Annotated in this window: 22 protein-coding genes; 5 read left to right on the forward strand and 17 right to left on the reverse strand. The window is 62.9% G+C overall.

The window, feature by feature from the left end; translation table 11 throughout:
• The first annotated feature begins 51 nt into the window (after positions 1-51).
• From CK910_RS10695 to nqrE, 4 genes are all read left to right on the forward strand, one after another.
• Positions 52-768: a disulfide isomerase DsbC N-terminal domain-containing protein gene (locus CK910_RS10695; protein WP_043555080.1), complete on the forward strand. Its 717-nt coding sequence runs from the start codon at positions 52-54 to the stop codon at positions 766-768.
• Positions 734-2,464, forward strand: a complete 1,731-nt coding sequence (gene recJ, locus CK910_RS10700; protein ID WP_098982871.1) for a single-stranded-DNA-specific exonuclease RecJ — start codon at positions 734-736, stop codon at positions 2,462-2,464. The genes CK910_RS10695 and recJ overlap by 35 nt, the downstream gene beginning before the upstream one ends.
• Before the next feature lie 284 nt (positions 2,465-2,748).
• A complete protein-coding gene (locus tag CK910_RS24070; protein WP_043135758.1) occupies positions 2,749-3,159 on the forward strand; it encodes a hypothetical protein in 411 nt (136 codons plus the stop codon).
• Between the two features lie 154 nt (positions 3,160-3,313).
• Positions 3,314-3,913: an NADH:ubiquinone reductase (Na(+)-transporting) subunit E gene (gene nqrE / locus CK910_RS10710; RefSeq protein WP_042867538.1), complete on the forward strand. Its 600-nt coding sequence runs from the start codon at positions 3,314-3,316 to the stop codon at positions 3,911-3,913.
• A 41-nt stretch (positions 3,914-3,954) separates the two neighbouring features.
• Here the strand turns inward: nqrE and CK910_RS10715 are convergent, their stop codons facing one another.
• The 16 genes from CK910_RS10715 to leuS form a co-directional block, all read right to left on the reverse strand.
• Positions 3,955-4,527, reverse strand: coding sequence for an RBBP9/YdeN family alpha/beta hydrolase (locus CK910_RS10715; RefSeq protein ID WP_098982876.1), 573 nt, complete (start codon positions 4,525-4,527; stop codon positions 3,955-3,957).
• A 137-nt stretch (positions 4,528-4,664) separates the two neighbouring features.
• Entirely contained in the window at positions 4,665-5,168 is a 504-nt protein-coding gene (locus CK910_RS10720) for a GNAT family N-acetyltransferase (protein ID WP_172955292.1), read from the reverse strand.
• Between the two features lie 162 nt (positions 5,169-5,330).
• Complete coding sequence (gene lipA, locus CK910_RS10725; protein ID WP_042867544.1) at positions 5,331-6,296, reverse strand: lipoyl synthase; 966 nt, start codon at positions 6,294-6,296, stop codon at positions 5,331-5,333.
• An 85-nt stretch (positions 6,297-6,381) separates the two neighbouring features.
• A complete protein-coding gene (gene lipB, locus CK910_RS10735) occupies positions 6,382-7,071 on the reverse strand; it encodes a lipoyl(octanoyl) transferase LipB (RefSeq protein WP_098982884.1) in 690 nt (229 codons plus the stop codon).
• A 93-nt stretch (positions 7,072-7,164) separates the two neighbouring features.
• Positions 7,165-7,428 carry a DUF493 family protein YbeD gene (ybeD, locus tag CK910_RS10740; RefSeq protein ID WP_042867550.1) on the reverse strand — a complete coding sequence of 88 codons (264 nt, stop codon included), beginning with the start codon at positions 7,426-7,428 and terminating at the stop codon, positions 7,165-7,167.
• A gap of 279 nt (positions 7,429-7,707) precedes the next feature.
• Positions 7,708-8,898: a D-alanyl-D-alanine carboxypeptidase family protein gene (locus CK910_RS10745; protein WP_043555087.1), complete on the reverse strand. Its 1,191-nt coding sequence runs from the start codon at positions 8,896-8,898 to the stop codon at positions 7,708-7,710.
• A 195-nt stretch (positions 8,899-9,093) separates the two neighbouring features.
• Positions 9,094-10,074 carry a septal ring lytic transglycosylase RlpA family protein gene (locus CK910_RS10750; protein WP_098982887.1) on the reverse strand — a complete coding sequence of 327 codons (981 nt, stop codon included), beginning with the start codon at positions 10,072-10,074 and terminating at the stop codon, positions 9,094-9,096.
• The gene (mltB, locus tag CK910_RS10755) at positions 10,016-11,014 is read right to left on the reverse strand and encodes a lytic murein transglycosylase B (RefSeq protein WP_098982890.1); all 999 of its coding nucleotides are present in this window, start codon (positions 11,012-11,014) and stop codon (positions 10,016-10,018) included. Before mltB ends, CK910_RS10750 begins: the two co-directional genes overlap by 59 nt.
• Positions 11,014-12,117, reverse strand: a complete 1,104-nt coding sequence (rodA, locus tag CK910_RS10760; RefSeq protein WP_043135747.1) for a rod shape-determining protein RodA — start codon at positions 12,115-12,117, stop codon at positions 11,014-11,016. Before rodA ends, mltB begins: the two co-directional genes overlap by 1 nt.
• On the reverse strand, positions 12,110-14,026 hold the full coding sequence (gene mrdA, locus CK910_RS10765) for a penicillin-binding protein 2 (RefSeq protein ID WP_043135745.1): 1,917 nt from the start codon (positions 14,024-14,026) through the stop codon (positions 12,110-12,112). The genes rodA and mrdA overlap by 8 nt, the downstream gene beginning before the upstream one ends.
• 101 nt (positions 14,027-14,127) lie before the next feature.
• Positions 14,128-14,595 carry a 23S rRNA (pseudouridine(1915)-N(3))-methyltransferase RlmH gene (rlmH, locus tag CK910_RS10770; protein WP_042034723.1) on the reverse strand — a complete coding sequence of 156 codons (468 nt, stop codon included), beginning with the start codon at positions 14,593-14,595 and terminating at the stop codon, positions 14,128-14,130.
• 22 nt (positions 14,596-14,617) lie between these two features.
• Entirely contained in the window at positions 14,618-14,959 is a 342-nt protein-coding gene (rsfS, locus tag CK910_RS10775) for a ribosome silencing factor (protein ID WP_043135742.1), read from the reverse strand.
• Between the two features lie 173 nt (positions 14,960-15,132).
• Positions 15,133-15,777 carry a nicotinate-nucleotide adenylyltransferase gene (gene nadD / locus CK910_RS10780; protein WP_098982895.1) on the reverse strand — a complete coding sequence of 215 codons (645 nt, stop codon included), beginning with the start codon at positions 15,775-15,777 and terminating at the stop codon, positions 15,133-15,135.
• Between the two features lie 76 nt (positions 15,778-15,853).
• Complete coding sequence (gene holA / locus CK910_RS10785) at positions 15,854-16,888, reverse strand: DNA polymerase III subunit delta (RefSeq protein ID WP_098982898.1); 1,035 nt, start codon at positions 16,886-16,888, stop codon at positions 15,854-15,856.
• A gap of 13 nt (positions 16,889-16,901) precedes the next feature.
• Entirely contained in the window at positions 16,902-17,384 is a 483-nt protein-coding gene (locus CK910_RS10790) for an LPS-assembly lipoprotein LptE (protein WP_042867584.1), read from the reverse strand.
• Positions 17,385-17,500: 116 nt separating this feature from the next.
• Positions 17,501-20,080: a leucine--tRNA ligase gene (gene leuS, locus CK910_RS10795; protein ID WP_098982901.1), complete on the reverse strand. Its 2,580-nt coding sequence runs from the start codon at positions 20,078-20,080 to the stop codon at positions 17,501-17,503.
• A 145-nt stretch (positions 20,081-20,225) separates the two neighbouring features.
• On the opposite strand from leuS, the gene CK910_RS10800 reads away from it, so the two are divergent.
• A complete protein-coding gene (locus CK910_RS10800; protein ID WP_043135733.1) occupies positions 20,226-20,708 on the forward strand; it encodes a zinc ribbon-containing protein in 483 nt (160 codons plus the stop codon).
• A 75-nt stretch (positions 20,709-20,783) separates the two neighbouring features.
• On the opposite strand, the gene lnt is transcribed toward CK910_RS10800, so the two are convergent.
• Complete coding sequence (gene lnt / locus CK910_RS10805; protein ID WP_157774610.1) at positions 20,784-22,280, reverse strand: apolipoprotein N-acyltransferase; 1,497 nt, start codon at positions 22,278-22,280, stop codon at positions 20,784-20,786.
• Positions 22,281-22,490: the final 210 nt, after the last annotated feature.

Below are 22,490 nucleotides of genomic sequence, written 5' to 3' on the forward strand. Positions count from 1 at the left end.
TGGCCTGAGTTACCTTGTGAGTCCATTCGTTCATGCCAAGTGAGTAAAAGAGTGAAGCATTTACTACTGGGAATGATGCTGCTGTGCACCTTTGCTGCCAGCGCGGGGATGGATCCCCAATTATTGAAACAGCGTATAGAGCAGCGGCTCGGGGTCCAGGTCTATCTGGTGGATGCGACCCCCATGCCCGGCCTCTTCATGCTGGGCACCAGTCAGGGGCCGCTCTATGCCGATGCCAAGGGGGACTATGTGCTCCAGGGCATCATGCTGGATCTGGGCCACGATATGAAAAACCTCACCATGCTGGGCCAGCGTCAACAACGGCAGCGGGCCCTGACCCAGATCGGCGAACGGCGTATGCAGCTCAAGGCGGTGCCCGAGCGTCACAGCATCACACTTTTTACCGATCTGACTTGCCGCAGCTGCCGTACCTCGCTCGATGAGCTGCCCATACTGCAGGCGCAGGGGGTGAGCGTGCAGCTGTTGCCAGCGCTGAGTACCTTCGCCGATCTGGCCGAGGCGCAGGCGCGCTGGTGCGATCCCGCTCTGTTCAGTGAACTCAGTCTCAGTGATCGTTTGCCTGCGGCCGGTTGTAATGAGATCCTTGCCCATCATATCGGCCTGAGCCAGTGGCTCGGGATCAAGGCGCTGCCGAGCTGGGTCCTGCCAAACGGGGATCTGGTACGGGGTTATCAGAGCCCTGAACAACTGCTCAAGATACTGGATCACATCAATGCCCCTGCAAATCCGTCGTCGTCCGCGAGTTGATGATTCCCATCTGCCCGCCACCCTGCATCCACTGCTTCGTCAAGTCTTCGCCAGCCGTGGCGTAGAAGATCCCGTCCTGCTGGAGCGCAGCGCCAGCTCGCTGCTGCCACCCCAGCGCCTGTTCGGCATGGAGCAGGCGGTACCGCTGCTGGCGGCGGCGCTCACCGCCCAGCAGCGCATCCTGATCGTCGGTGATTTCGACTGCGACGGCGCCACCAGCTCGGCCCTGTGCGTGCTGGCCCTGCGGGCCATGGGCGGCAAGCACATCGACTTTCTGGTGCCCAACCGCTTCGAGTTCGGCTACGGCCTCACCCCCGAGATAGTCGAGCTGGCGGTGGCGCGCGGCGCCGAATTCCTCATCACGGTAGACAACGGCATCTCCAGCATCGCCGGGGTGGCGGCGGCCAAGGCGGCCGGCATGCAGGTTCTGGTCACCGATCATCACCTGCCGGGCCAGGAGCTGCCGGCTGCCGATGCGATAGTGAATCCCAACCAGCACGGCTGCGACTTCCCCTCCAAGTCCCTGGCCGGGGTGGGGGTGGCCTTCTATCTGATGGCGGCCCTCAACACCCACCTGCGTCAGCTGGGCTGGTACGAGCGCCAAGGCATTCGCGCCCCCAATGTGGCGGATTATCTGGATCTGGTGGCGCTTGGCACGGTCGCCGACGTGGTGGCGCTGGATGGCAACAACCGCATCCTGGTGCACCAAGGGCTGCAGCGGATCCGGGCCGGTCGCTGCCGTCCCGGCATCCAGGCGCTGGTGGACGTGTCGGGCCGGGACGGCCGCCGCCTCACCGCCGCCGACCTTGGCTTCGCGCTGGGGCCGCGCCTCAACGCCGTGGGCCGGCTCGATGACATGTCCCTCGGAGTCGCCTGTCTGCTGAGCGACGATCTCAATCTGGCGCGCCAGCTTGCGGCCGAGATGGACAGCCTCAACCAAGAGCGCAAGGAGATAGAGCAGGGGATGCAGCAGGAGGCGCTCGCCACCCTGGAGCAGATTCGTTTCCGGGACGGCGAGGTGCCCTCCGGCATAGTGCTGCACAGAGACGAGTGGCATCAGGGGGTGGTGGGGCTGGTGGCCTCCAAGGTGAAGGAGAAGTACTACCGCCCGGTCATCGCCTTCGCCGAGAGCAGCGACACCGAGCTCAAGGGCTCGGGTCGCTCCATCCCCGGTGTGCACCTGCGCGATGCCCTCGAACTGCTCGACACCCGTCACCCGGGTCTGATGGGCAAGTTTGGCGGTCATGCCATGGCGGCCGGGCTGACCCTGCCCAAGGCCAATATCGAGGCCTTTGGCCGGGCGTTTGAGACGGTGATAAGCGAGCTGGTGACCCCCGAACTGCTGACCGGGGTGCTGCTCACCGACGGCGAACTGCTGCCCGATGAGCTAAGCCTTGAGCTGGCGGAGCTTATTCGCGCCTCCGGCCCCTGGGGCCAGGCCTTCCCCGAGCCGCTGTTTGACGGCGAATTCGTGCTGGTGCAGCAGCGGCTGGTGGGGGAGAAGCACCTCAAGATGATGCTGACCACGGATTCCGGTCATGCGGTGGATGCCATCGCCTTCGGGGTCGATCTCAAGCGCTGGCCGGACGCCTCGGTGAAGCGGGTGCGGCTGGTCTATCGGCTCGATGTCAACGAGTGGCGCGGCAACCGCAGCGTGCAGCTGCTGGTGGAGCATCTGGAGGCGGCCGGTCTCTAGCCGTTGGCCGCTTGTCAGCTGTCTTGTCACGGCCATCCCTCGGGGTGGCCGTGTTGTTGTGGGCGGTTGCACTTCGGGGCACATAGTGAATGTTCCCTTCGCTCATGGTGGTTTTAAATTGCCGGCTTTATTGATAACGAGGGTTTTTAGTATCAATTCACGCTGATTTGCAGGGTTTCAAATTCAATAAAAAGATGGATTGTGATATATTCGGCCTCGCTGAATCCTCTTTTCAAGAAGGGACTGCCCGCTTGTCACCCTCTGGCCGACTCTCGACCTGGGCGATGGCTCTCGCCATCGCCAGTCTGCTGTGGCTTGCCGCCTTCGCCGCGGCAGAGGTCGGTGCAGCCGTTCGTCAGGCCTCGGTCGGCCAGGGCGCCGCGATGCAGTTGCACGAGCCGTCCGATCCCGGGTTCGTCAACAGCGTCAGCCTGCCGCCGGGCGGCCAGTGGCGGCTCAGCTTCGAGCAGGGGCGGCGGCTGGAGAGCGCCGGCCACCCCGAGCTTTATCAGATGCTGCTGGCCTGGTTCCAGCACGAGATCCTGGGTCTGCTCTGCGGCCTGCTGTTCTTCCTGCCCCTCATCTACCTCAGGCAACTGTCCGATTACTTCGGTTACCTGCACAAACGCCTGCTGGTCTGCCATCACCTGCAATTTCGCTTCTGCCACGGCCACTCGCGTCCGGCTTGCTGCTGAGCGCGCACCGGATCCCGGCGTTTCCCCGTCGACTGACTGTTTGACCCCTCTGCCGGCTGACGCCTGCGATCGGTTGCCGCGCCTTGTTGCCCCTGCTATCCCACCCGCTGTGCGGGAGCCGGGCCCTTATCTGCACAAGCTGTGAGCCGATCCGATGGATTATTATGTAAACCTGTTTATTCAGTCGATTTTTGTCGAAAACTTGGCGCTGGCCTTCTTTTTGGGCATGTGTACCTTCCTGGCCGTTTCCAAGAACATCAATACCGCCTTCGGCCTGGGCCTGACGGTGCTGGTGGTCATGGTGATCGCCATTCCCCTCAACAACCTGATCTACCGCCATATCCTGCGTCCCGAGAGCACCTTCCTCGGCGAGTTTGATCTCAGCTTTCTCGATTTCATCGTCTACATAGGGGTGCTGGCCGCGCTGGTGCAGGTGATGGAGATGGTGCTCGACAAGCACTTCCCGGCGCTCCATCACGCGCTGGGCATCTATCTGCCGCTCTTGACGGTGCACTGCGCCATCTTCGGTGGCGTCATGTTCATGGCCCAGCGGGATTACGATTTCATCGAATCCATAGTGTATGGGGCGGGTTCAGGGCTTGGCTGGTTGCTGGCCATCGTCGCCATCGCCGGCCTGCGCCAGAAGATGAAGTATTCGGATGTACCCGAGGGGCTGCGCGGTATCGGCATCACCTTCATAGTGGCCGGGCTGATGTCGCTTGGCTTCATGTCCTTCTCCGGCATGTCGCTCTAGGCACGCCATCGGTGAAAACGGCCACTTGCGTGGCCGTTTTGCTATGCGGCTGGGGCTATCATCCCCAGCAGCCGGTCGTGGACCAGCGGCAGTGTCAGGAAGCCGTCCCGGTCGAGGAAGTGGCCACCCTGCTCCAGGCTGTAGAGCGGCGCGGCCAGCTGCTCGCTCAGGTGCTGGCAGTAGCGATAGGGCACTATGGCATCGTCGCGGGAGGCAACCACGACGCGTTGGGGAGCCAGGGTCATGATGTGCGCCGGGTCGTAGCCCGGCTGCATGAAGGGATCCAGTTCCGGCAGGGTGTGCAGGGGCTGATCGAAACCGGACACCAGCAGGATCCCGCCCACCCGGCGGGAGGCGGGCAGGCGGCTGAGCTGACGCAGTATGGCGATGCAGCCGAGGCTGTGGCCCAGCAGGAAGGTGCGCTCATCGTGATCCCGCACCAGGCTGTCCATGGCGGCATCCCAGGCGGCCGGTTCCGGCCGGTGCGGGTCCGGCATGGCCAGCACCTCGACCTGAATGTCGCGGGCTTCAAGTTTCTCCTTGAGCCAGGGGAACCAGTGGGAGTGGGGGGAGGCAGTGTAGCCGTGCACTATGAAGACGCGGGTGTGTGACATGAGCATGATCCTGAAACGGGCAACAGGGAATGAAAAACCGTGCCGCTGCGGCAACTGGCCGGGGCGGCCACATAATACCAGCGCCCCTGGGTGCCGACACGTCCCTGTCTAGGTGATACAGGGGAGGGGTAAACCGCTCAGTCCAGCCGCTTGGCCATGTTGTAGCCGGTGATGGCGAAGCCCGCCTCCTGGTAGAGCGCCAGGGCACGCGGGTTGTCGTACGCGACCCGCAACTTGATCTGGCTGATGCCACTGGCCCTGAGCTCGGCCTCCAGCACCGCCATGGCGGCCTTGCCGATACCCTGGCTGCGGTGAGCCGGGGCGACATAGAAGTCATAGATAAAGGTGGCGCTGGCATCGGGGTCGATGGCGTGCCAGAGATAGCCCAGTGGCTGCACTTCTGCGGTCGCAACCGACCCCTCTTCGCTTGCGGGCAGGATGCAGAGCAGGCTGTGGCCGGCGGTGGCTACCCCCTGCGGCAGGGAGTGCAGCAGGGAGGCTTCGGCCTTGCGACGGGCGGTGGCGAGATCATGGCCATGATTGCTGGCGATATCCTGCGCGTAATCCTCGATGAAGTAGGCGCAATAGGCGGGGTAGTGGGCCTGGCTCATGGGGAGCAGGCGAACGAGGGGGGTTGGCATACTGCACATCACTCAAAGGGAAAGGAGGTTCACGTTAACCCGGCGGCGAAGTGAGCGCAAACGACGCTGGCTGCTGTCGGGAGCCGGAACGGCGTCAGCCCGCGGCTGGCCCATAAAAAAGAGCGCCCTTGGGCGCTCTTTTTTGACCAGGGGTGGATGAGGTTATTTCACCTCTTCGCCCTTGGCTTGCAGGTCCGCATGGTAGGAGGAGCGGACGAAGGGGCCGCAGGCCGCGTGGGAGAAGCCCAGCCCCATGGCGACGTCTTTGAGCTCGTCAAACTCTGCGGGCGGCACGTAGCGCTTCACCGGCAGGTGGTGGCGGCTCGGCTGCAGATACTGGCCCAGAGTCAGCATGTTGACGCCGTGCTCGCGCAGATCTGTGAGCACCTGCACGATCTCTTCGTTGGTCTCGCCAAGGCCCATCATGACACCGGACTTGGTCGGTACATGGGGGTGCATCTCCTTGATGCGGCGCAGCAGCTCGAGGGACCACTTGTAGTCGGCGCCGGGGCGGGCGACCCGGTACATGCGCGGGGCTGTTTCCAGGTTGTGGTTGAACACGTCAGGGGGCGTCTCGCGGAACACCTCCAGCGCCTGCTCCATCCGGCCGCGGAAGTCCGGGGTCAGGATCTCGATGCGGGTCTGCGGGCTGTGCTCGCGGATCTGCTTGATGCAGTCAGCGAAGTGCTGGGCACCGCCGTCGCGCAGATCGTCGCGGTCCACCGAGGTGATGACCACGTATTTCAGCCCCATCTCCTTGATGGTGAGTGCCAGCTTGTGCGGCTCGTCGGGATCCAGCGCCAGCGGGCGGCCGTGGGCCACGTCGCAGAAGGGGCAACGACGGGTGCAGATGGCGCCCATGATCATGAAGGTGGCGGTGCCGTGGTTGAAGCACTCGGCCAGGTTGGGGCAGGAGGCCTCTTCACACACTGAGTGCAGCTTGTTCTTGCGCAGTGTGCTCTTGATGTGCTCGATCTTCTGGCTCGACGGCGGCAGCTTGATCCGCATCCAGTCCGGCTTGCGCAGCACTTCCTCGTCGGGATCCGGCATGAATTTCACCGGGATCAGGGCCATCTTGTCGCCATCGCGCAGCTTGACGCCCGGCTCCATACGAACGGGTTTGCTCATGATTCACTCTCGGTGTTTGTTATTGTTTGGTAGATAGCCGTCGGGGTCATCTCTGTGCCCTCATGGCCACGCAGCATGGGCTTGCTCATGCCGCCTCTTCGGTATGGGTGATCGTCTCATAGCCAATCAGGCTGGCCAGTTCGGCCACCAGAATGGCTTGCGCCTCGGCCACGCTCTGCGGGCCGCCCAGGGCGCTGGTCTGGGTCATGGCCATGCCTGCATAACCGCACGGATTGATGCGCAGGAAGGGGGTCATGTCCATGTTGATATTGAGTGCCAGCCCGTGGAAGGAGCAGCCCTTGCGGATGCGCAGGCCCAGCGAGGCCAGCTTGGCTTCTGTCTGCAACGAGGTGCCAAGCTCGTTTTTCACGTAGACGCCGGGGGCGTCGGGTTTGGCATAAGCCTCAATCCCGCTCTTTGCCAGGGTCTTGATGATGGCGGTCTCGAGGCAGGTCACCAGCTCGCGCACCGTGAGCTTGCTGCGGCGCACATCCACCAGCACGTAGAGCACCAGCTGGCCGGGGCCGTGATAGGTCACCTGACCGCCGCGATCGCTCTGCACTACAGGGATGTCGCCCGGGGCGAGCAGGTGCTCGGCCTTGCCGGCCTGGCCCTGGGTGTAGACGGGGTCGTGCTCCACCACCCAGAACTCGTCCGGGGTGTCGCTGGTGCGGCTGTCGGTGAAGGCCTTCATGGCGTCCCATACCGGCTGGTAGGGGCGGCGACCCAGGTGTCTGACGAGCAGCTGTGGCTGGGCGGGGATCTGGGGTGACATCTTTTCCTCACAGGCTGGCGCTTGAGTCGGCACCATGGGTCAGCGCTCGGGGGTGACGCAAAATCAATCGCCCCTGGCGGGGCGAGAGAGAAATTACAGTACGTATTTCACCAGCTCGATCTTGCCAAGGGCGTGGTACATCGCTTCGATGTGCTCTTTGCTCTGGGCTGTCACGGTTACGCGGACCGAGTGGTAGTTGCCCTTGGAGCTGGGCTGAACAGTCGGGCTGTAAGTACCGGGGGCGTGTTGCTGCAGCACTTCAACCACCTGATCCGGCAGGGCCGGGTCGGCAATGCCGAGCACCTTGAACGGGAACTTGCAGGGGAACTCCAGCAGTTCATCAAACTTGGTATTCATCTACTCACCTTTTGGCGTCATCACGGGATGACTTCATCTTTAATCTTGCGTGGCTGGTGGCCAATGGCTCATCAGGCCGTCATGTACAAGTCTATATGGGCATAGCCCGGGCAGAGATCAAGGCCCGGGCCGCGCGACAAGACATGGAGATGCTGCTTTTTACCACAAATCGCCAGTCGGCGGAACCTGCAGATTGCAGGGTTATTCGCTGGTATGACCGGGTAAAGACAGCAGCGGCGCCTGTTGGCGCCGCTGTTTGGTCAGGATTGTGCGTCTCTCTTACTTGAACCAGCTGGAGACCAGCATCACCAGGTAATCCCACAGACGGCTCATCAGTCCGCCTTCCTGCACCTCTTCCAGCGCGACCAGCGGCACCTGCTTGATCTCCTTGTCGCCCTGCTTGAGGAACACGGTGCCGACCCGTTGGCCCTTGGCCAGCGGGGCTTTCAGTTCGCTCTCGAGCTGGAAATCCGCCTTCAGGTTGTTGCCCTGACCACGGGTGACCAGCACGGACACATCCTTGTCGACACCCAGTTTCACTTCAGACTTGTCGCCCATCCAGATCTTCTGGGTGACCAGCTCGGTGCCGGCCTTGTACGGGGTCAGGCTCTGGAAGAAACGGAAACCGTAGGTGAGCAGCTTCTTGCTCTCGGCGGCGCGGGAACCCTCGCTGCTGGCGCCCAGTACCACGGCGATCAGGCGCATGCCTTCGTTGTTGGTGGCGGAGGAGACCAGGTTGTAGCCGACCTGGCTGACGTGGCCGGTCTTGATGCCATCCACCTGCAGGGACTGATCCCACAGCAGGCGGTTGCGGTTGTGCTGGGTGATGCCGTTGAAGACGAAGGATTTCTGGGAGTAGATCTTGTACTCCTCAGGCAGATCGCGGATCAGGGCCTGACCCAGACGGGCCATGTCGTGGGCAGTACTGTAGTGGCCTTCCGCATCCAGACCGTGCGGGTTCATGAAGTGGCTGTCCTTCATGCCGAGCTTGGCGGACCAGGAGTTCATCAGGCTGGCGAAGGAGTCTGTGCTGCCGGCCAGGAATTCGGCCATGGCGACGCAGGCATCGTTGCCGGACTGGATGATGATGCCCTTGTTGAGGTCATCGACGGAGACCTGCTTGCCCACCTCGATGAACATCTTGGAGGAGTCGGTGTAGTTCTTGGACCAGGCGTTCTGGCTGATGGTCACCATGTCGGTGCGCTTGATGTTCCCCTTCAGCAGCTCCTGGCCGATGATATAGGAGGTCATCATTTTGGTCAGACTGGCGGGCGGCAGACGCTCTTCGGCGTTCTGCTCGGCCAGCACCTGACCCGAGTAGTAATCGATCAGAATATGGGCCTTGGCGGAGATCTCCGGCGCGGCGGGAACGACCATGGGGGTTGCGTTCGGGGTCGGTACAGGCTGGTTGGCCTGGGCGGTGGCGCTTAACAGGGAGGCCAGAATAACTGAACGGGCAAATTTGGACATCTTGAAATTCCTGGAGCCTGGATGGGGGTAACCCAAGTTAAAAATGCGGGCTTCACTATACCAGAAGCGACCGTCGGTCATAGTCCGACGTGCCATCTGGTCTGGTTTTTTATCCATCGGGAACCGTCGTCACGCCGGGAAACGACGTGACGACGGGCACCCGGCGGTGGCTCACCCGAGGTGAGCCAGCTGGTGTCAGGGGACGATAAAGGCTTGCTCCAGCCCCCCCTGACGGATCTGTTCCAGCAGGCTTGCCTGCTGATCGGCGGCGACCGGCCCCAGCAGGACCCGGAAGATGGCGCCGTGGGCCACCACCTGATACGGCACGCCGTAGCGCTGGGTCATCACCTTGCCCATGGCCTCGGCCCTGGGCTGGGAGCCACTGGCCAGCACCTGGATCATCTTGCCGTCGCCGCTGCCGGCGGGGGCGGCCGCCTTGGTCGGTGCCGGTTTGGCGGGTTTGGCCGAGGGGGCCTTGACGGGGGCCGGTTCAGCGGCGGCCGGCGTGGCCATGGCGAGCGCGGTCGGTTCACCCAGAAAACCCTCCTGCGCCGCAGCCTGCGGAGCGGCCGGGGTCGCCGGGCTCTGCGCCGCTTGCATGGGCTGCATCGTCATCATGGGCACCATCTCGACCATCTGATCCGGCTTGTCGTTGATCAGCTCCAGCCGCACGCGCGCCTCGCCGCTCTCCACCATGTCCAGCTGTTTGGCGGCGGCGTAGGAGAGATCGATGAGGCGAGTGCTGTCGGACGGGCCGCGATCGTTGACCCGCACTATGGTCTCCAGCCCGTTGGCCAGGTTGGTGACCCGCACATAGCTTGGCAGCGGCAGGTTGCGGTGGGCGGCGCTGAACAGCTTGCTGTCCAGCACGTCGCCGTTGGCGGTCTGCTGACCGTCCAGATCCTGGGCCAGCCAGCTGGCGGTGCCCTCTTCCGTGTAGTGCTTGATGTCGCGCCACACCTCGTTCTTCTGCTTGCCTATCCAGTAGTCCCGGTTGCCGCTGGCACTCAGGGGCTCGGGACGCGGAATGGCGCCCGTGGCTTGCGGGATCTCGATGACCTGGGGTTTTTCCTGCTGGATAGGTTCCTGCGGCAGGGGAGCCTGTTCCGGCTGGCTGCTACAGGCGGCCAGCAACAAGCTCAGGCTGAGCGGGAGAAGTTTGTGGCTGTAATGCATACGCTTCCTGGATTGCTTGACTGAGTTGATGCACCGCCATCGCATAGAGAGGGCTGCGGTTATAGCGGGTGATCACATAAAAATTGTGGCGTGCGACCCAGTATTCCGGTCCATCGGCCTGTTCCAATGCCAGCAGTTTCACCGGCGTGTCGGGTGCCAGCGGGGTGGCGAGTTCAATCCCGGCGGCGGCCAGCTCTGCCCACAGCTGCCTGAGCTCGGGTTCGGGCCGAAGCAGGGTACTCACTGGCGCCAGCCCGATCAAGGCGGGCTCGACGGCCGACTCGCCCCAGCGCCACTGGTGCAGGGCGAAATAGTTGGCGACGCTGCCGATGGCATCCACCGGATTGGCAAACAGATCCCGCTTGCCATCTCCGTCAAAATCGACCGCGTAGTGGCGGTAACTGGAGGGCATGAACTGCCCCATGCCCATGGCGCCCGCGTAGGAGCCCTTGAGGCGGGTGAGTGGCCACTTCTCCTCTTTGGCCAGCAGCACCAGCTGGGCAAACTCCTTGGCGAAGAACTCCTCGCGCGCTGGGTAGTGAAATCCCAGGGTGTAGAGGCTGTCGAGCACAGAGTGGCGGCCCATCTGGCGGCCGTAGAAGGTTTCTATGCCTATGATGGCGACTATGAGGGAGGCGGGCACCCGGTAGTGCTGCTCGGCCCGCGCCAGGGCATCGGCATGGCGTTGCCAGAAGTTGACCCCATCCTGAATGCGGGCCTGGGTCACGAATAGGGGCCGGTAGCTGTGCCAGGGCCTGGCTTCCCACGGCTTGCTGATGGTGTCGAGTATCTCCTGGCGCAGCCGGGCCTGCGCCGTGGCCGCCTGCAATTCGGCCAGCGGCACCTGTTGCTGCTCGGCCAGCAACGCCAGCCGCTCGGGCACAGGGGCTGCACTCGCCGTCAGCGAGCACAGGGAGAGCGCCAGCCAGGCACCTCTCATCAGGCCAGCAGCCTTCTGTGGGTCTGGATGGACATCAGGATGCCGAAGCCGGCCATCAGGGTCACCATGGAGGTGCCGCCGTAGCTCACCAGCGGCAGGGGCACCCCCACCACAGGCAGTATGCCGCTCACCATGCCCATGTTGACGAACACATAGACGAAGAAGGTGAGGGTCAGGGCGCCACCGAGCAGGCGCTCGAAGCTGTTCTGGGCCTGCATGGAGATAAACAGGCAGCGGCTGATGATGTAGAGATAGATCACCAGCAGCAGGGCGACGCCCACCAGACCGAACTCCTCGCTGAACACCGCGAAGATGAAGTCGGTGTGGCGCTCGGGCAGAAATTCAAGCTGGGACTGGGTGCCTTGCAGCCAGCCCTTGCCAAAGACGCCGCCGGAGCCGATGGCAATCTTCGATTGGATGATGTGATAGCCGCGACCGAGCGGGTCTTTCTCCGGGTCGAGCAGCATCAGTACCCGCTGGCGCTGGTAGTCGTGCATCAGGAAGAACCAGAGCACCGGCATGAAGGCGCAGATGAGCAGCACCGCCAGTCCGATCAGCCACCAGCTGATCCCCGCCAGGAAGATGACGAAGAAGCCGGAGGCGGCCACCAGGATGGAGGTGCCGAGATCGGGCTGGGCCGCGATCAGCAGGGTGGGCAGCAGCACCATCACCAGCGCGATCACCACATGGCTGAACTTGGGGGGCAGCGAATGGCGGCTGAGCCAGGCGGCCACCATGATGGGCATGGAGAGCTTCATCACCTCGGAGGGCTGGAACTTCATAAAGCCGAGATCCAGCCAGCGCTGGGCGCCCTTGCCGATATGGCCGAACACGTCCACCGCAATGAGCAGCAGCACCACCACCACGAACAGCGGCACGGACCAGCGCGCGTAGAGGGAGGGGGGCAGCTGGGCCATGCCTATCATCAGGGCGAAGGCCAGGCCACCACGCACCAGCTGGCGCACTATGGAGTCCACGCTCTGACCGGAGGCGGAGTAGAGCACCACCATGGAGAGGGACATCAGGGCCAGCAGGCCGAGAAACAGCGGCAGGTCGATATGCAGCCGGTACCAGATGCTCTGTCGCTGCGCGGAATTACTCATGGGAAACGGCCTCGCGTGATGGGGACGGCTGCTTGGGAGCGGGGGGCAACTGGGGCTCTGGTGGCACCAGATAGGCATCCAGCATCTGGCGTGCCACGGGCGCGGCCATGCTGCTGCCGCCCCCGGCGTTCTCCAGCACCAGGGCCACCACGGCCTTGGGTGCCTCGAACGGGGCGAAGGAGACGAACAGGGCATTATCCCTGTGCTCAACCTTGGTGGTGGCCGCGTTGTAGACCTGGTTCTCTTTCAGACCCACCACCTGGGCGGTACCTGACTTGCCCGCGGCCTTGTAGGGCGTGTTGGCAAAGGCGCGGCGCCCTGTGCCTTCATTGCCGTTGATGACGCGCCACATGCCGTCCTTGGCCACCTGCCAATAGGCGTCGTTCTTGGCCTTGAGCGCCATGTTAGGGTTGACGGGGGCGTTGACCACCCCATCCAGCGAGGCCGTGCTCTTGAGCAGGTGCGGCGTCACGTCGTGACCGTTCTGGGTCAGTATGCTGATCGCCTTGGCCAGCTGGATCGGGGTGGCGCTCCAGTAGCCCTGGCCGATGCCGATGGAGATGGTGTCACCCTGATACCAGGGCTGGCGCCAGCGTGCCATCTTCCAGTCGCGAGAGGGCATCACCCCCTTGGTCTCCTCGTACAGATCCACCCCGCTGTACTGACCGAAACCGAACTTGGTCATGTAGCTGTGGATCTTGTCGATGCCAACTCGATAGGCGAGATCATAGAAATAGGTATCTGCCGACACCTCGATGGCGCGGTAGACGTCGAGCCAGCCGTGGCCCCAGCGGCGCCAGTCGCGAAACTTCTTGGTGGTGCCGGGGATGGAGAAGCTGGGGCCGCCGAAGTAGCGGTAGTTGGGGGTGATGGCCCCCTCGTTGAGTCCCATCACCGCCATCATGGGCTTGACGGTGGAGGCGGGGGCATAGATGCCCTGAGTGGTGCGGTTCACCAGCGGGCGGGCCGGATCGTTGAGCAGCGCCGAATAGTTGGTGTTGGAAATGCCGGTCACGAACAGGTTGGGGTCATAGCTCGGGCTCGACTCCATGGCCAGGATGGCGCCGGTATTGGGATCCATCATGACGATGGCGCCCCGGCGACCGGCCAGCAGTTGCTGGGCCTTCAGTTGCAGGCGAATGTCGATGTTGAGGTAGATGTCCTTGCCGGGTTCCGGCGGCTGGAACTTGAGGGTCCGTACCACGCGGCCGCGGTTGTTGACCTCGACCTCCTGATAACCGGCCACCCCGTGCAGCTGATCCTCGTAGAACTTCTCCACCCCCTGCTTGCCGATATCCTTGGTGGCGGCATAGTTGGCGAGCTTGTCCTCCTTGTCGAGGCGCTCCACGTCGCGGGTGTTGATCTTGGCCACGTAGCCCAGCGCATGGGTGAGGGTGTCACCAAACGGATAGTAGCGCTTGAGGTAGGCCTCTATGCTGGCGCCCGGATAGTTGTGCTGGTTGACCGAGAAGAGCGCGACCTGATATTCGGTCAGCTTCTCGAACAGGGCCACCGGCTTGAAGCGGCGCTGGCGTTTGACCTCGGCCAGGAACTTCTCCTTGGTCCCTTCCGGCAGGGCCAGCAGGGTGATCAGCTCGTCGGCGGTCTTGTCCAGGTCTTTGGTCTCTTCCGGCACGATTTCGAGACTGTAGACGGGGCGGTTCTCCGCCAGCAGCACGCCGTTGGCGTCATAGATGAGGCCCCGTGGCGGCGCCACGGGCACGACCCGGATCCGGTTGTCGTTGGAGCGGGTCTGATAGGTCTCGAAGGATTCGACCTGCAGGTAATAGAGATTGCCCAGCAGCACCAGCATCAGCACTATCATGCCGATGTAGGCGACCAGGGTGCGTCGGAAGAAGAGGCGACCCTCGGCGCTGTGGTCGCGCATTTCGATGCGATTCTTCAGCATGCCGCTACCTTATGACAGACGAAGGGAGAAGACAAAAACCCCATGGGTTATTCCCTGTGATACGGGTGATATAAGGGGGTGATGCGCCAGATGTGCATGGTTCATTCCCTGTGATACGGATGATTGGTGGTAATGCTCCAGGCGCGATAGAGGCTCTCGGCCACCAGCACCCGTACCAGCGGGTGGGGCAGGGTCAGCGGCGACAGCGACCAGCTCTGCTCGGCGGCGGCCTTGCACTCGGGTGACAGCCCCTCCGGGCCCCCGACCAGCAGCGCCACGTCGCGCCCATCCAGCTTCCAGGCTTCCAGTTGTACGGCGAGCTGCTCCGTGGTCCAGGGCTTGCCGGGAATATCCAGGGTCACTATGCGCGAACGGCCGGCGGCGGCCAGCATGGCTTCCCCCTCCTTTTGCAGGATGCGGGGAATATCGGCATTTTTACCGCGCTTTCCGGCGCCGATCTCGACCAGCTCGAACGGCATGTCTTTGGGGAAACGGCGACGGTACTCTTCGAAGCCACGCTCTACCCAGGCAGGCATCTTGGTGCCCACTGCAATCAACTGGATCTTCATCGTTTGTTACACTTGTGCTCTGTTATTGCGCATTCACTTGAGCGGTAGCGCCCCAGAGTTTTTCCAGTTGGTAGAAGTCGCGATATTCGTCCTGCATCACGTGCACTATGACTTGCCCCAAGTCCACCAGTACCCATTCCCCCGTGAGCTGGCCTTCCACGCTCAGCAGATCGAGCCCGGCATGGCGAGCTTCGCTGGCCAGGTGATGGGCGATGGCGCTGACGTGGCGACTGGAGTTGCCGGAACAGACGATCATGGTGTCTGTGATGCTGGATTTACCGCGCACATCGAGGGTGATGATGTCGCGGCCTTTCATGTCATCGATCTTGTCGACGATAAAGGCATGCAGTTCTTGGCCTTGCAATGATCTTCTCCTGTGTTCCGACGCCTGAGGGCGGCGGATTATATCATGGTCACTCCCGTTTCCCAGTCCGGTGAAGGGGAGTGGAACGGGGGCTGTGCCCGTGTGGCAAACCAGGCCCCTGTTGATCAATATAGTGCGCAACCGGCCGGGACAATAGTCGGCGCCGGTTGTGGTCAGCTTGGCTGGTAGAGGCCTTGCTGGCGAATGTAATCGGCCACCGACGGCGGCAGCAGGTAGCGGGGATCCTCCCCGGCCGCCAGCAGGGCTCTGAGCCGGGTGGCCGACAGCTTGATGGGCTGGTTGTTCGCCAGCCAGATATGGCCGGCAAGGCGCCGGTGCAGCGCGGTGGCATCCGTGGTGTGATGGCGAGCCAGCAGCTCGGCCACCTCCCCCGGGTAGTCAGGTTGCCAGCCCGGCCGCACGCTCACCACCAGGTGGGCATAGTCGAGCAGCTCTTGCCAGCGGTGCCAGCTCGGCAGGCCAAGCAGGGAATCCATCCCCATCAGAAAGCAGAGCGGGGTGCCCGGCAGCGCTTGCCGCAATTCGATGAGGGTGTCTATGGTCCAGGAGGGGGTGTCCCGCTTCAGTTCCCGCTCATCCACCACGAATCCCGCATTCTCCGCCGCCGCCAGCTTGACCATGGCGAGGCGCTGCTCGCTCGAACAGAAGGGGTTGGCGCGATGGGGCGGTATATGGTTCGGGATCAGCCGGATTTCGGCCAGCCCTATGGCGTCCCGCGCCTCTATGGCCGGGCGCAGGTGGCCGATATGGATGGGGTCGAAGGTCCCGCCCAGCAGCCCGATGGGTGGCTTCAGCATGAGCAGTCCTCAGCAGTAAGGGAACCTATGTGGATGGGGTCTAAGGTGGCTCGGGCCAGCAGGTCGATGGGGGCCTTCAGCATGAGGCGGGTTCCAGCAGGGGCAACGGCGTACCATCGCGAAAACCCAGGGCTAGGGTCTGCAACATCAGCCAGGCCTGCTCGGTGTCGAAGCGACGCTGGGCGTCGTCAAGCCGGGCCATCAGTTGCCACAGCTGCTGCAACTTGGTGAAGGGCAGCCGGGTCAGGGCCTGCTGGATCAGCTGCTGGCGGCTCTGCCAGATGCGCAGGCGGGAGAAGTGCTCCACCAGCGGCTGGCCGGCTCTGGCGGCCAGGGCCAGCTCGGTGAGCTGCTCCAGCTCGCGGCACAGGGCCCAGGCCAGCATGCCGGGCTCTGTGCCCTCGGCGCGCAGGGCCAGCAGGATGCGCTGGGCCCGGTTCACCTTGCCCTCCAGCAGGGTATCGATGAGCTGGAACGGCGTGAAATGGGCGTGGCGTATGATGGTCTCTTGTAGATAGGCGACGCTGATGGGCTGGGGCGGGGCCAGCAGGGTCAGCTTCTCTATCTCCTGGCTGGCGGCCAGCAGGTTGCCCTCGTAGGAGTGGCACATGAAGTTGATGGCATCCGGCAGCGCCTTGAGGCCGAAACGCTGGAAGCGGGCGCTCATCCAGCGCGGAAAGAAGCGGGGCTCGGGGTGATTGACCGGCACATAGGTGCCGTTCTGGCTGAGCTTGTCGAACCAGGCTGCCTTCATCTGGGTCTGGTTGAGGCGAGCGCCGCTGAGTACCAGCAGCAGATCCGGATGCAGTTGCTTGCCAATTTCAGTGATGCGGGCGGCCAGATCCTTGTCGACCTTGGCCGGCAGCTCCAGCTCTATGATCTGGCGGGCGGAGAAGAGGCTCATGGCCTGACAGGCGTCGTAGACCTGATTCCAGTCCAGTCCCTGCTCCACCACGAAAGTATGGCGCTCATCGAACCCCTGCTTGCGGGCGGTCTGACGGATGGCGTCGATGGCCTCCAGCTTGAGCAGAGGCTCGTCACCAAAAACGAGATAGCAGGGCTTGAGCCCTGCCTTGAGATGATCCGCAAACTGCTCGGGATAGACTCTCATCAAGATACTCGCATCAGAACTTGACCTGGCTCAGTTGGCGGATCACCAGGCTGGCGGCCTGCTCCTGCATCTCCTTGCCAAGCTGCTCCTGCTCGCGGGAGGAGGCCAGCGCCGCATCCGGCTTGTTCAGGAAGCTGCGGTTGAAGGTGATGGGGAAGACCTGGGTCGGTTTGCCCGGCATGGAGACGGTGAACTGGGTGTTGTAGCCCAGCACGTACTCACGGGCCTGGCCTATGGAGTCAACCGAGGCAACCTGACTGGTGCTGCCGACGCCGGACAGGGTCAGCACAGGTATGCCCTCCTTGTCGGCGAGCTTGACGCCAGCCGCCTTGAGGCGGGTGGTGACCAGTCGGTAGAAGTCGCTCTTGTTGTCACCGACCACCTTCATGGTCATCAACTCGGGCGGGATGGCCGTGCCTCGCATCTGAAAACCGCAAGCCTGCAGCAGCAGGCCCATCAGCACTATGGCCATCCAGCGAATGAGGGGGGTGCCCATATGAAATCCTCTTTGCATTAGGGGAAAGCGGCGGGCGCAGGGCCCGCCGTTATCATCCGTTTGTCGTTACCGCTTGGCAACCAGGCAGTCAGCTTGCGTTGCCACGCGATATGGCATCAGTTGGCCACTATGTTGAGCAGTTTGCCCGGCACATAGACCACCTTGCGAACCGTCAGGCCATCGGTGAACTTCTGCACAGAGGCATCGGCCATGGCCAGTTTCTCGACGTCGGCCTGGCTTATCTCGGCCGGCACTGTCAGCTTGCCGCGCATCTTGCCGTTGATCTGCACCACCACCAGCTTCTCGGTCTCGACCATGGCGGCCTCGTTGGCCACCGGCCAGGCGGCGTGGTCCAGGTCGTCGCCCTTGCCCAGCATCTTCCACAGCTCGAAGCCGATGTGCGGGGTGATGGGAGAGAGCATGACCACCACGGCTTCCAGCGCTTCCTGCATCAGGGCGCGATCCTGCTCGTCGGTGCCGAGCTTGGCCAGGTTGTTCATCAGCTCCATGATGGCGGCGATGGCGGTGTTGAAGGTCTGACGACGACCCACGTCATCGCTCACCTTGGCGATGGTCTTGTGCAGTTCGCGGCGAACGGCTTTCTGGTCGGCACTGAGGGCAGCCACATCCAGCGCCGGGGCGGCACCGCCACTGACGTGTTCGAAGGTGATGCGCCACAGGCGACGCAGGAAGCGCTGGGCCCCCTCAACGCCGGAGTCGGACCACTCCAGGGTCATCTCGGCCGGCGAGGCGAACATCATGAACAGACGGACGGTATCGGCGCCGTAACGCTCAACCATCAGCTGGGGATCGATGCCGTTGTTCTTGGACTTGGACATCTTGGTCATGCCGGAGTGGATGACTTCACGGCCTTCATTGTCGATGGCCTTGGTGATGCGACCCTTGTCGTCACGCTCGACCTTGACGTCAACCGGGCTGACCCAGACGTTGCCGCCCTTCTCGTCTTTGTAGTAGAAGGCGTCGGCCAGCACCATGCCCTGGCAGAGCAGGCGCTTGAACGGCTCATCGCTGTTCACCAGCCCTGCGTCACGCAGCAGCTTGTGGAAGAAGCGGGCGTAGAGCAGGTGCATACAGGCGTGCTCGATGCCACCTATGTACTGATCCACCGGCAGCCAGTGGTTGGCGGCAGCCGGATCCAGCATGCCCTTGTCATAGTCCGGGGAGCAGTAGCGGGCGTAGTACCAGGAGGACTCCATGAAGGTGTCGAAGGTATCAGTTTCCCGGAACGCTTCCTGGCCGTTGTAAGTGGTCTTGGCCCACTCGGCATCGGCCTTGATCGGGCTCTGGATACCGTCCATCACCACGTCTTCCGGCAGCAGTACCGGCAGCTGATCTTCCGGGGTCGGCACTACGGTGCCGTCAGCCAGTGTCAGCATGGGGATGGGGGCACCCCAGTAACGCTGACGGGAGACACCCCAGTCGCGCAGACGGAAGTTGACTGTGCGCTTGCCCTTGCCGATCGCTTCCAGCTTGCTGGCGATGGCATCGAAGGCGGCCTGGAACTCGAGACCGTCGAACTCGCCGGAGGCGAACAGCACGCCCTTGTCGGTGTAGGCGGCCTCGATTACGTTCGGCGCTTCACCGTCAGCTTGCTTGATGACAGGCTTGATCTCGAGACCGTACTTGGTGGCGAACTCATGGTCGCGCTGGTCGTGGGCCGGGACGGCCATCACGGCGCCTGTGCCATAGTTCATCAGCACGAAGTTGGCGACCCAGACCGGCACCTTGCGGCCATCCAGCGGGTGAATGGCATAGAGGCCGGTGGCCATGCCCTTCTTCTCCATGGTGGCCAGTTCGGCTTCGGCCACCTTGGTGTTCTTGCACTCGTCGATAAAGGCGGCAAGCTCGGGGTTACCGGCGGCAGCCTGCAGCGCCAGCGGGTGACCGGCGGCTATGCCCACATAGGTGACACCCATCAGGGTATCGGGACGGGTGGTGTAGACCTCGAGGTCGCCATCCTGATCGGCGACCTGGAAGTGGATGTTGACCCCTTCGGAGCGGCCAATCCAGTTGCGCTGCATGGTCTTGACCATCTCCGGCCAGCCTTCCAGATTGTCGATGTCGTTCAACAGCTCTTCGGCATAGTCGGTGATCTTGATGAACCACTGGGGGATCTCTTTCTGCTCCACCGGGGTGTCACAGCGCCAGCAGCAGTTGTCGATCACCTGCTCGTTGGCCAGTACCGTCATGTCGTTCGGGCACCAGTTGACGGAGGAGGTCTTCTTGTAGACCAGACCCTTCTCGTACAGCTTGGTGAAGAACCACTGCTCCCAGCGGTAGTAATCCGGTTTGCAGGTCGCCAGCTCGCGATCCCAGTCATAGCCCAGACCCAGCATCTTCAGCTGGTTCTTCATGTATTCGATGTTTTCGTAGGTCCAGGGCGCCGGTGCCGTGTTGTTTTTGACCGCGGCGTTCTCCGCCGGCAGGCCAAATGCGTCCCAACCTATGGGTTGCAGCACGTTCTTGCCATTGAGGCGTTGATAACGGGAGATCACATCACCTATGGTGTAGTTGCGAACGTGCCCCATGTGTAGACGACCAGACGGATAGGGGAACATGGAGAGGCAGTAGAACTTTTCCTTGTCTACTTTCTCCACCGCCTTGAAGGTTTTCTTGGCATCCCAGTGCTTTTGCACTGCTGGTTCTATGGATTGGGGAACGTATTGCTCTTGCATTGGTGACATCCGGATCTGTGAAATGAATAGATAAATCAGCTGGGAAATCGCAATAGAATACCCATATCCAGCGGCGGCAACAACCGCCAGCATCCGTCAGGCCTTATGCCGGGCATGATCAGGGTTCAGTAGAGGAGTAACGACCATGGACAAACGTCAAAAAGGGTACGAAGCCTTCATTGCAGAGCTGCAGAAGCAGTGGCAAGAGACTGAAGAGTTCCAGGGGGAGCGCCTCAACCGGATGATCGCCAAGGTGCAGGCCTATCTGGAGGCGGCCGGCGACCTGACCCAGGATGAGCTGGCGCTGATCGCCGAGTATGTGAAGCGGGATCTGGGCAACTATGACGAGGGGCGCGCCGAGGTGGAGGAGTCCGCCTTCATGCTGGCGCTCAAGGACACTGCCTGGTCCTGGCTGGCGGACGTGACCGACCGCGCTCAGGTGGAGTGGCGTGAGCTGGCGGACGAGCTGGAGCACAAGGGCGTCTATGAGGCGGGTGACTGGGTGGGCCTCGGCGTCATGGTGTGCGAGCAGTGCGGCTGGCGCCATACAGTGCTGCACCCGCAGCCGCTCGATACCTGCCCCGAGTGCGGCGGCCACGAGTATCACCGCGAGCCGCTCTCGCCCTGATCCCGTCAGACAACCAGATGAAAAGAGGCGCCCAGGGGGCGCCTCTTTCATTCAGCGACGAACCGGAGCGCCGGTTCAGAGCTCGCGGGCCCAGGGGTGGGCACGGGGGCGCAGCGCCAGCGCCAGACCGAGCAGCAGGGCGGTCAACCCGTACAGCGGCCAGCTGCCAAAGCGCAGGTAGGGGGTCGAACCGTGGGCGGGACGCACCTCGGCTCTCAGCACCCCGGCCTCGAACTGGGGGAGCTGGGCTATGATGCTGCCGTCGATCTCGGTGACGATTGTGATGCCGGTGTTGGTGTCGCGCAGCAGCGGGCGAGCCAGCTCCAGCGCGCGCATGCGGGCTATCTCCATATGCTGCCATGGACCTATGCTGGTGCCGAACCAGGCATCGTTGGAGACGGTCAGCAGGAAGTCGGTATCCGGCTGCACGTTGCGGCGCACCTCGTCCGGGAAGATGATCTCGTAGCAGATGGCGGCGGCGAACTTGAGCCCCTTGGCGATCAGGTTCGGTTGCTGCTCATTCCCGCGGCTGAAGGAGGACATGGGCAGGTTGAAGAAGGGCGCTATGGGGCGCAGCAGATCTTCAAACGGCACGAACTCACCGATGGGCAGCAGGTGGTACTTGTAGTAGCGGTTCGGGTGCTCGTAGTGATACGACTCCTTGCCGTCCGCGTCCTGTACCCCCATGCCCAGCACGGTATTGAAGAAACGCTGCTGCTCGAAATCGTAATGAATGATGCCCGCCAGCAGGCCGGTGTCATTCACCTTCATCGCCTTGTCCAGGCTCTCCAGGTAGTTGCCCATCTCCTTCTCGATGGCCGGGATCGCCGATTCCGGCCAGATGATGATGTCGGCATCCTGGTTCTCGCGGCTCAAATCCTGATAGGTGTGCACCGTCGGCACCAGCGCCTCGGGATCCCATTTGAGGGACTGCGCTATGTTGCCCTGCACCAGGGCGACCTTGACCGGCTCGCCTCGGGTCACCCAGTTGAGCTGCATCAGCCCCTGAGCGGCACCGATCAGCGCGACGGGCAGCAGCAGCCAGACCGGCTTGCGGCTCTGCCACACCAGCCAGAGGGCGGAGGCCGACAGCAGCAGCGCCAGCGTGATGCCCTGCACCCCCAGGATGGGGGCCAGCCCCTTGAGCGGCCCGTCGATCTGGCTGTAACCAAACCAGAGCCAGGGGAAGCCTGTCATCACCCAGCCGCGCAGCCAGTCTGCCACCAGCCAGAGCGCCGGGAAGGCGAGCAGCCAGCGGCTCCAGTGGCGACCGCTGAAGAAGCGGGCGAAGGCCCAGCAGGCCAGGGTCGGGTAGAGCGCCAGATAGGCCGACAGGCCGGCCAGCAGCACGAAGGCGACCGGCAGCGGTATGCCGCCAAACATGGTCATGCTGACGTGGATCCACCAGAGCCCCGGCAGGAACAGCCCCATGGCATAGCCAAAGCCGCGCCAGGCCGCCTGTTTGGGGCTGGCCTTGTCCAGCAGAGCATAGAGGCCGAGCAGGGACGGGATCACCAGCGGCCAGTAGTTGAAGGGGGAGAAGGCCAGCACGGCGAGCGCGCCGGATGCCATGGCACAGAGGCTTGTCAGGAGTTTCGATTTCACGGGCAATAGAGGCTCGGATTGGACTGCAACAGGTTGATTGGCCGGTATCTTAACCTGTAAATGTGGTCAACGGCGAGCCTCCCGGCTGTGGCGGGCGCAACCGGGCTGGGATCGGGAAATAAAGGGCGGTCTGCCGGGCAGGGGATGACGTGCGGGGTCAAAGGATTGGTTGCCTTG

The sequence above is a fragment of the Aeromonas sp. CA23 genome, from assembly GCF_002587065.1.
Taxonomy (GTDB): Bacteria; Pseudomonadota; Gammaproteobacteria; order Enterobacterales; family Aeromonadaceae; genus Aeromonas; species Aeromonas bestiarum.

Bases quoted from the DNA above. Each gene is read 5' to 3' on its own strand.
- CK910_RS10800 (WP_043135733.1), top strand. From the start codon at position 20,226: ATGGACAAACGTCAAAAAGGGTACGAAGCCTTCATTGCAGAGCTGCAG.
- CK910_RS10750 (WP_098982887.1), bottom strand. From the start codon at position 10,074: ATGCATTACAGCCACAAACTTCTCCCGCTCAGCCTGAGCTTGTTGCTG.
- mltB (WP_098982890.1), bottom strand. From the start codon at position 11,014: ATGAGAGGTGCCTGGCTGGCGCTCTCCCTGTGCTCGCTGACGGCGAGT.
- lipA (WP_042867544.1), bottom strand. From the start codon at position 6,296: ATGAGCAAACCCGTTCGTATGGAGCCGGGCGTCAAGCTGCGCGATGGC.
- recJ (WP_098982871.1), top strand. From the start codon at position 734: ATGCCCCTGCAAATCCGTCGTCGTCCGCGAGTTGATGATTCCCATCTG.
- CK910_RS24070 (WP_043135758.1), top strand. From the start codon at position 2,749: ATGGCTCTCGCCATCGCCAGTCTGCTGTGGCTTGCCGCCTTCGCCGCG.
- nadD (WP_098982895.1), bottom strand. From the start codon at position 15,777: ATGCTGAAGCCACCCATCGGGCTGCTGGGCGGGACCTTCGACCCCATC.
- lnt (WP_157774610.1), bottom strand. From the start codon at position 22,280: ATGGCATCCGGCGCGCTCGCCGTGCTGGCCTTCTCCCCCTTCAACTAC.
- lipB (WP_098982884.1), bottom strand. From the start codon at position 7,071: ATGTCACCCCAGATCCCCGCCCAGCCACAGCTGCTCGTCAGACACCTG.
- holA (WP_098982898.1), bottom strand. From the start codon at position 16,888: ATGAGAGTCTATCCCGAGCAGTTTGCGGATCATCTCAAGGCAGGGCTC.
- CK910_RS10790 (WP_042867584.1), bottom strand. From the start codon at position 17,384: ATGGGCACCCCCCTCATTCGCTGGATGGCCATAGTGCTGATGGGCCTG.
- leuS (WP_098982901.1), bottom strand. From the start codon at position 20,080: ATGCAAGAGCAATACGTTCCCCAATCCATAGAACCAGCAGTGCAAAAG.
- mrdA (WP_043135745.1), bottom strand. From the start codon at position 14,026: ATGCTGAAGAATCGCATCGAAATGCGCGACCACAGCGCCGAGGGTCGC.
- rodA (WP_043135747.1), bottom strand. From the start codon at position 12,117: ATGAGTAATTCCGCGCAGCGACAGAGCATCTGGTACCGGCTGCATATC.
- CK910_RS10720 (WP_172955292.1), bottom strand. From the start codon at position 5,168: ATGCCAACCCCCCTCGTTCGCCTGCTCCCCATGAGCCAGGCCCACTAC.
- nqrE (WP_042867538.1), top strand. From the start codon at position 3,314: ATGGATTATTATGTAAACCTGTTTATTCAGTCGATTTTTGTCGAAAAC.
- ybeD (WP_042867550.1), bottom strand. From the start codon at position 7,428: ATGAATACCAAGTTTGATGAACTGCTGGAGTTCCCCTGCAAGTTCCCG.
- CK910_RS10715 (WP_098982876.1), bottom strand. From the start codon at position 4,527: ATGTCACACACCCGCGTCTTCATAGTGCACGGCTACACTGCCTCCCCC.
- rlmH (WP_042034723.1), bottom strand. From the start codon at position 14,595: ATGAAGATCCAGTTGATTGCAGTGGGCACCAAGATGCCTGCCTGGGTA.
- CK910_RS10745 (WP_043555087.1), bottom strand. From the start codon at position 8,898: ATGTCCAAATTTGCCCGTTCAGTTATTCTGGCCTCCCTGTTAAGCGCC.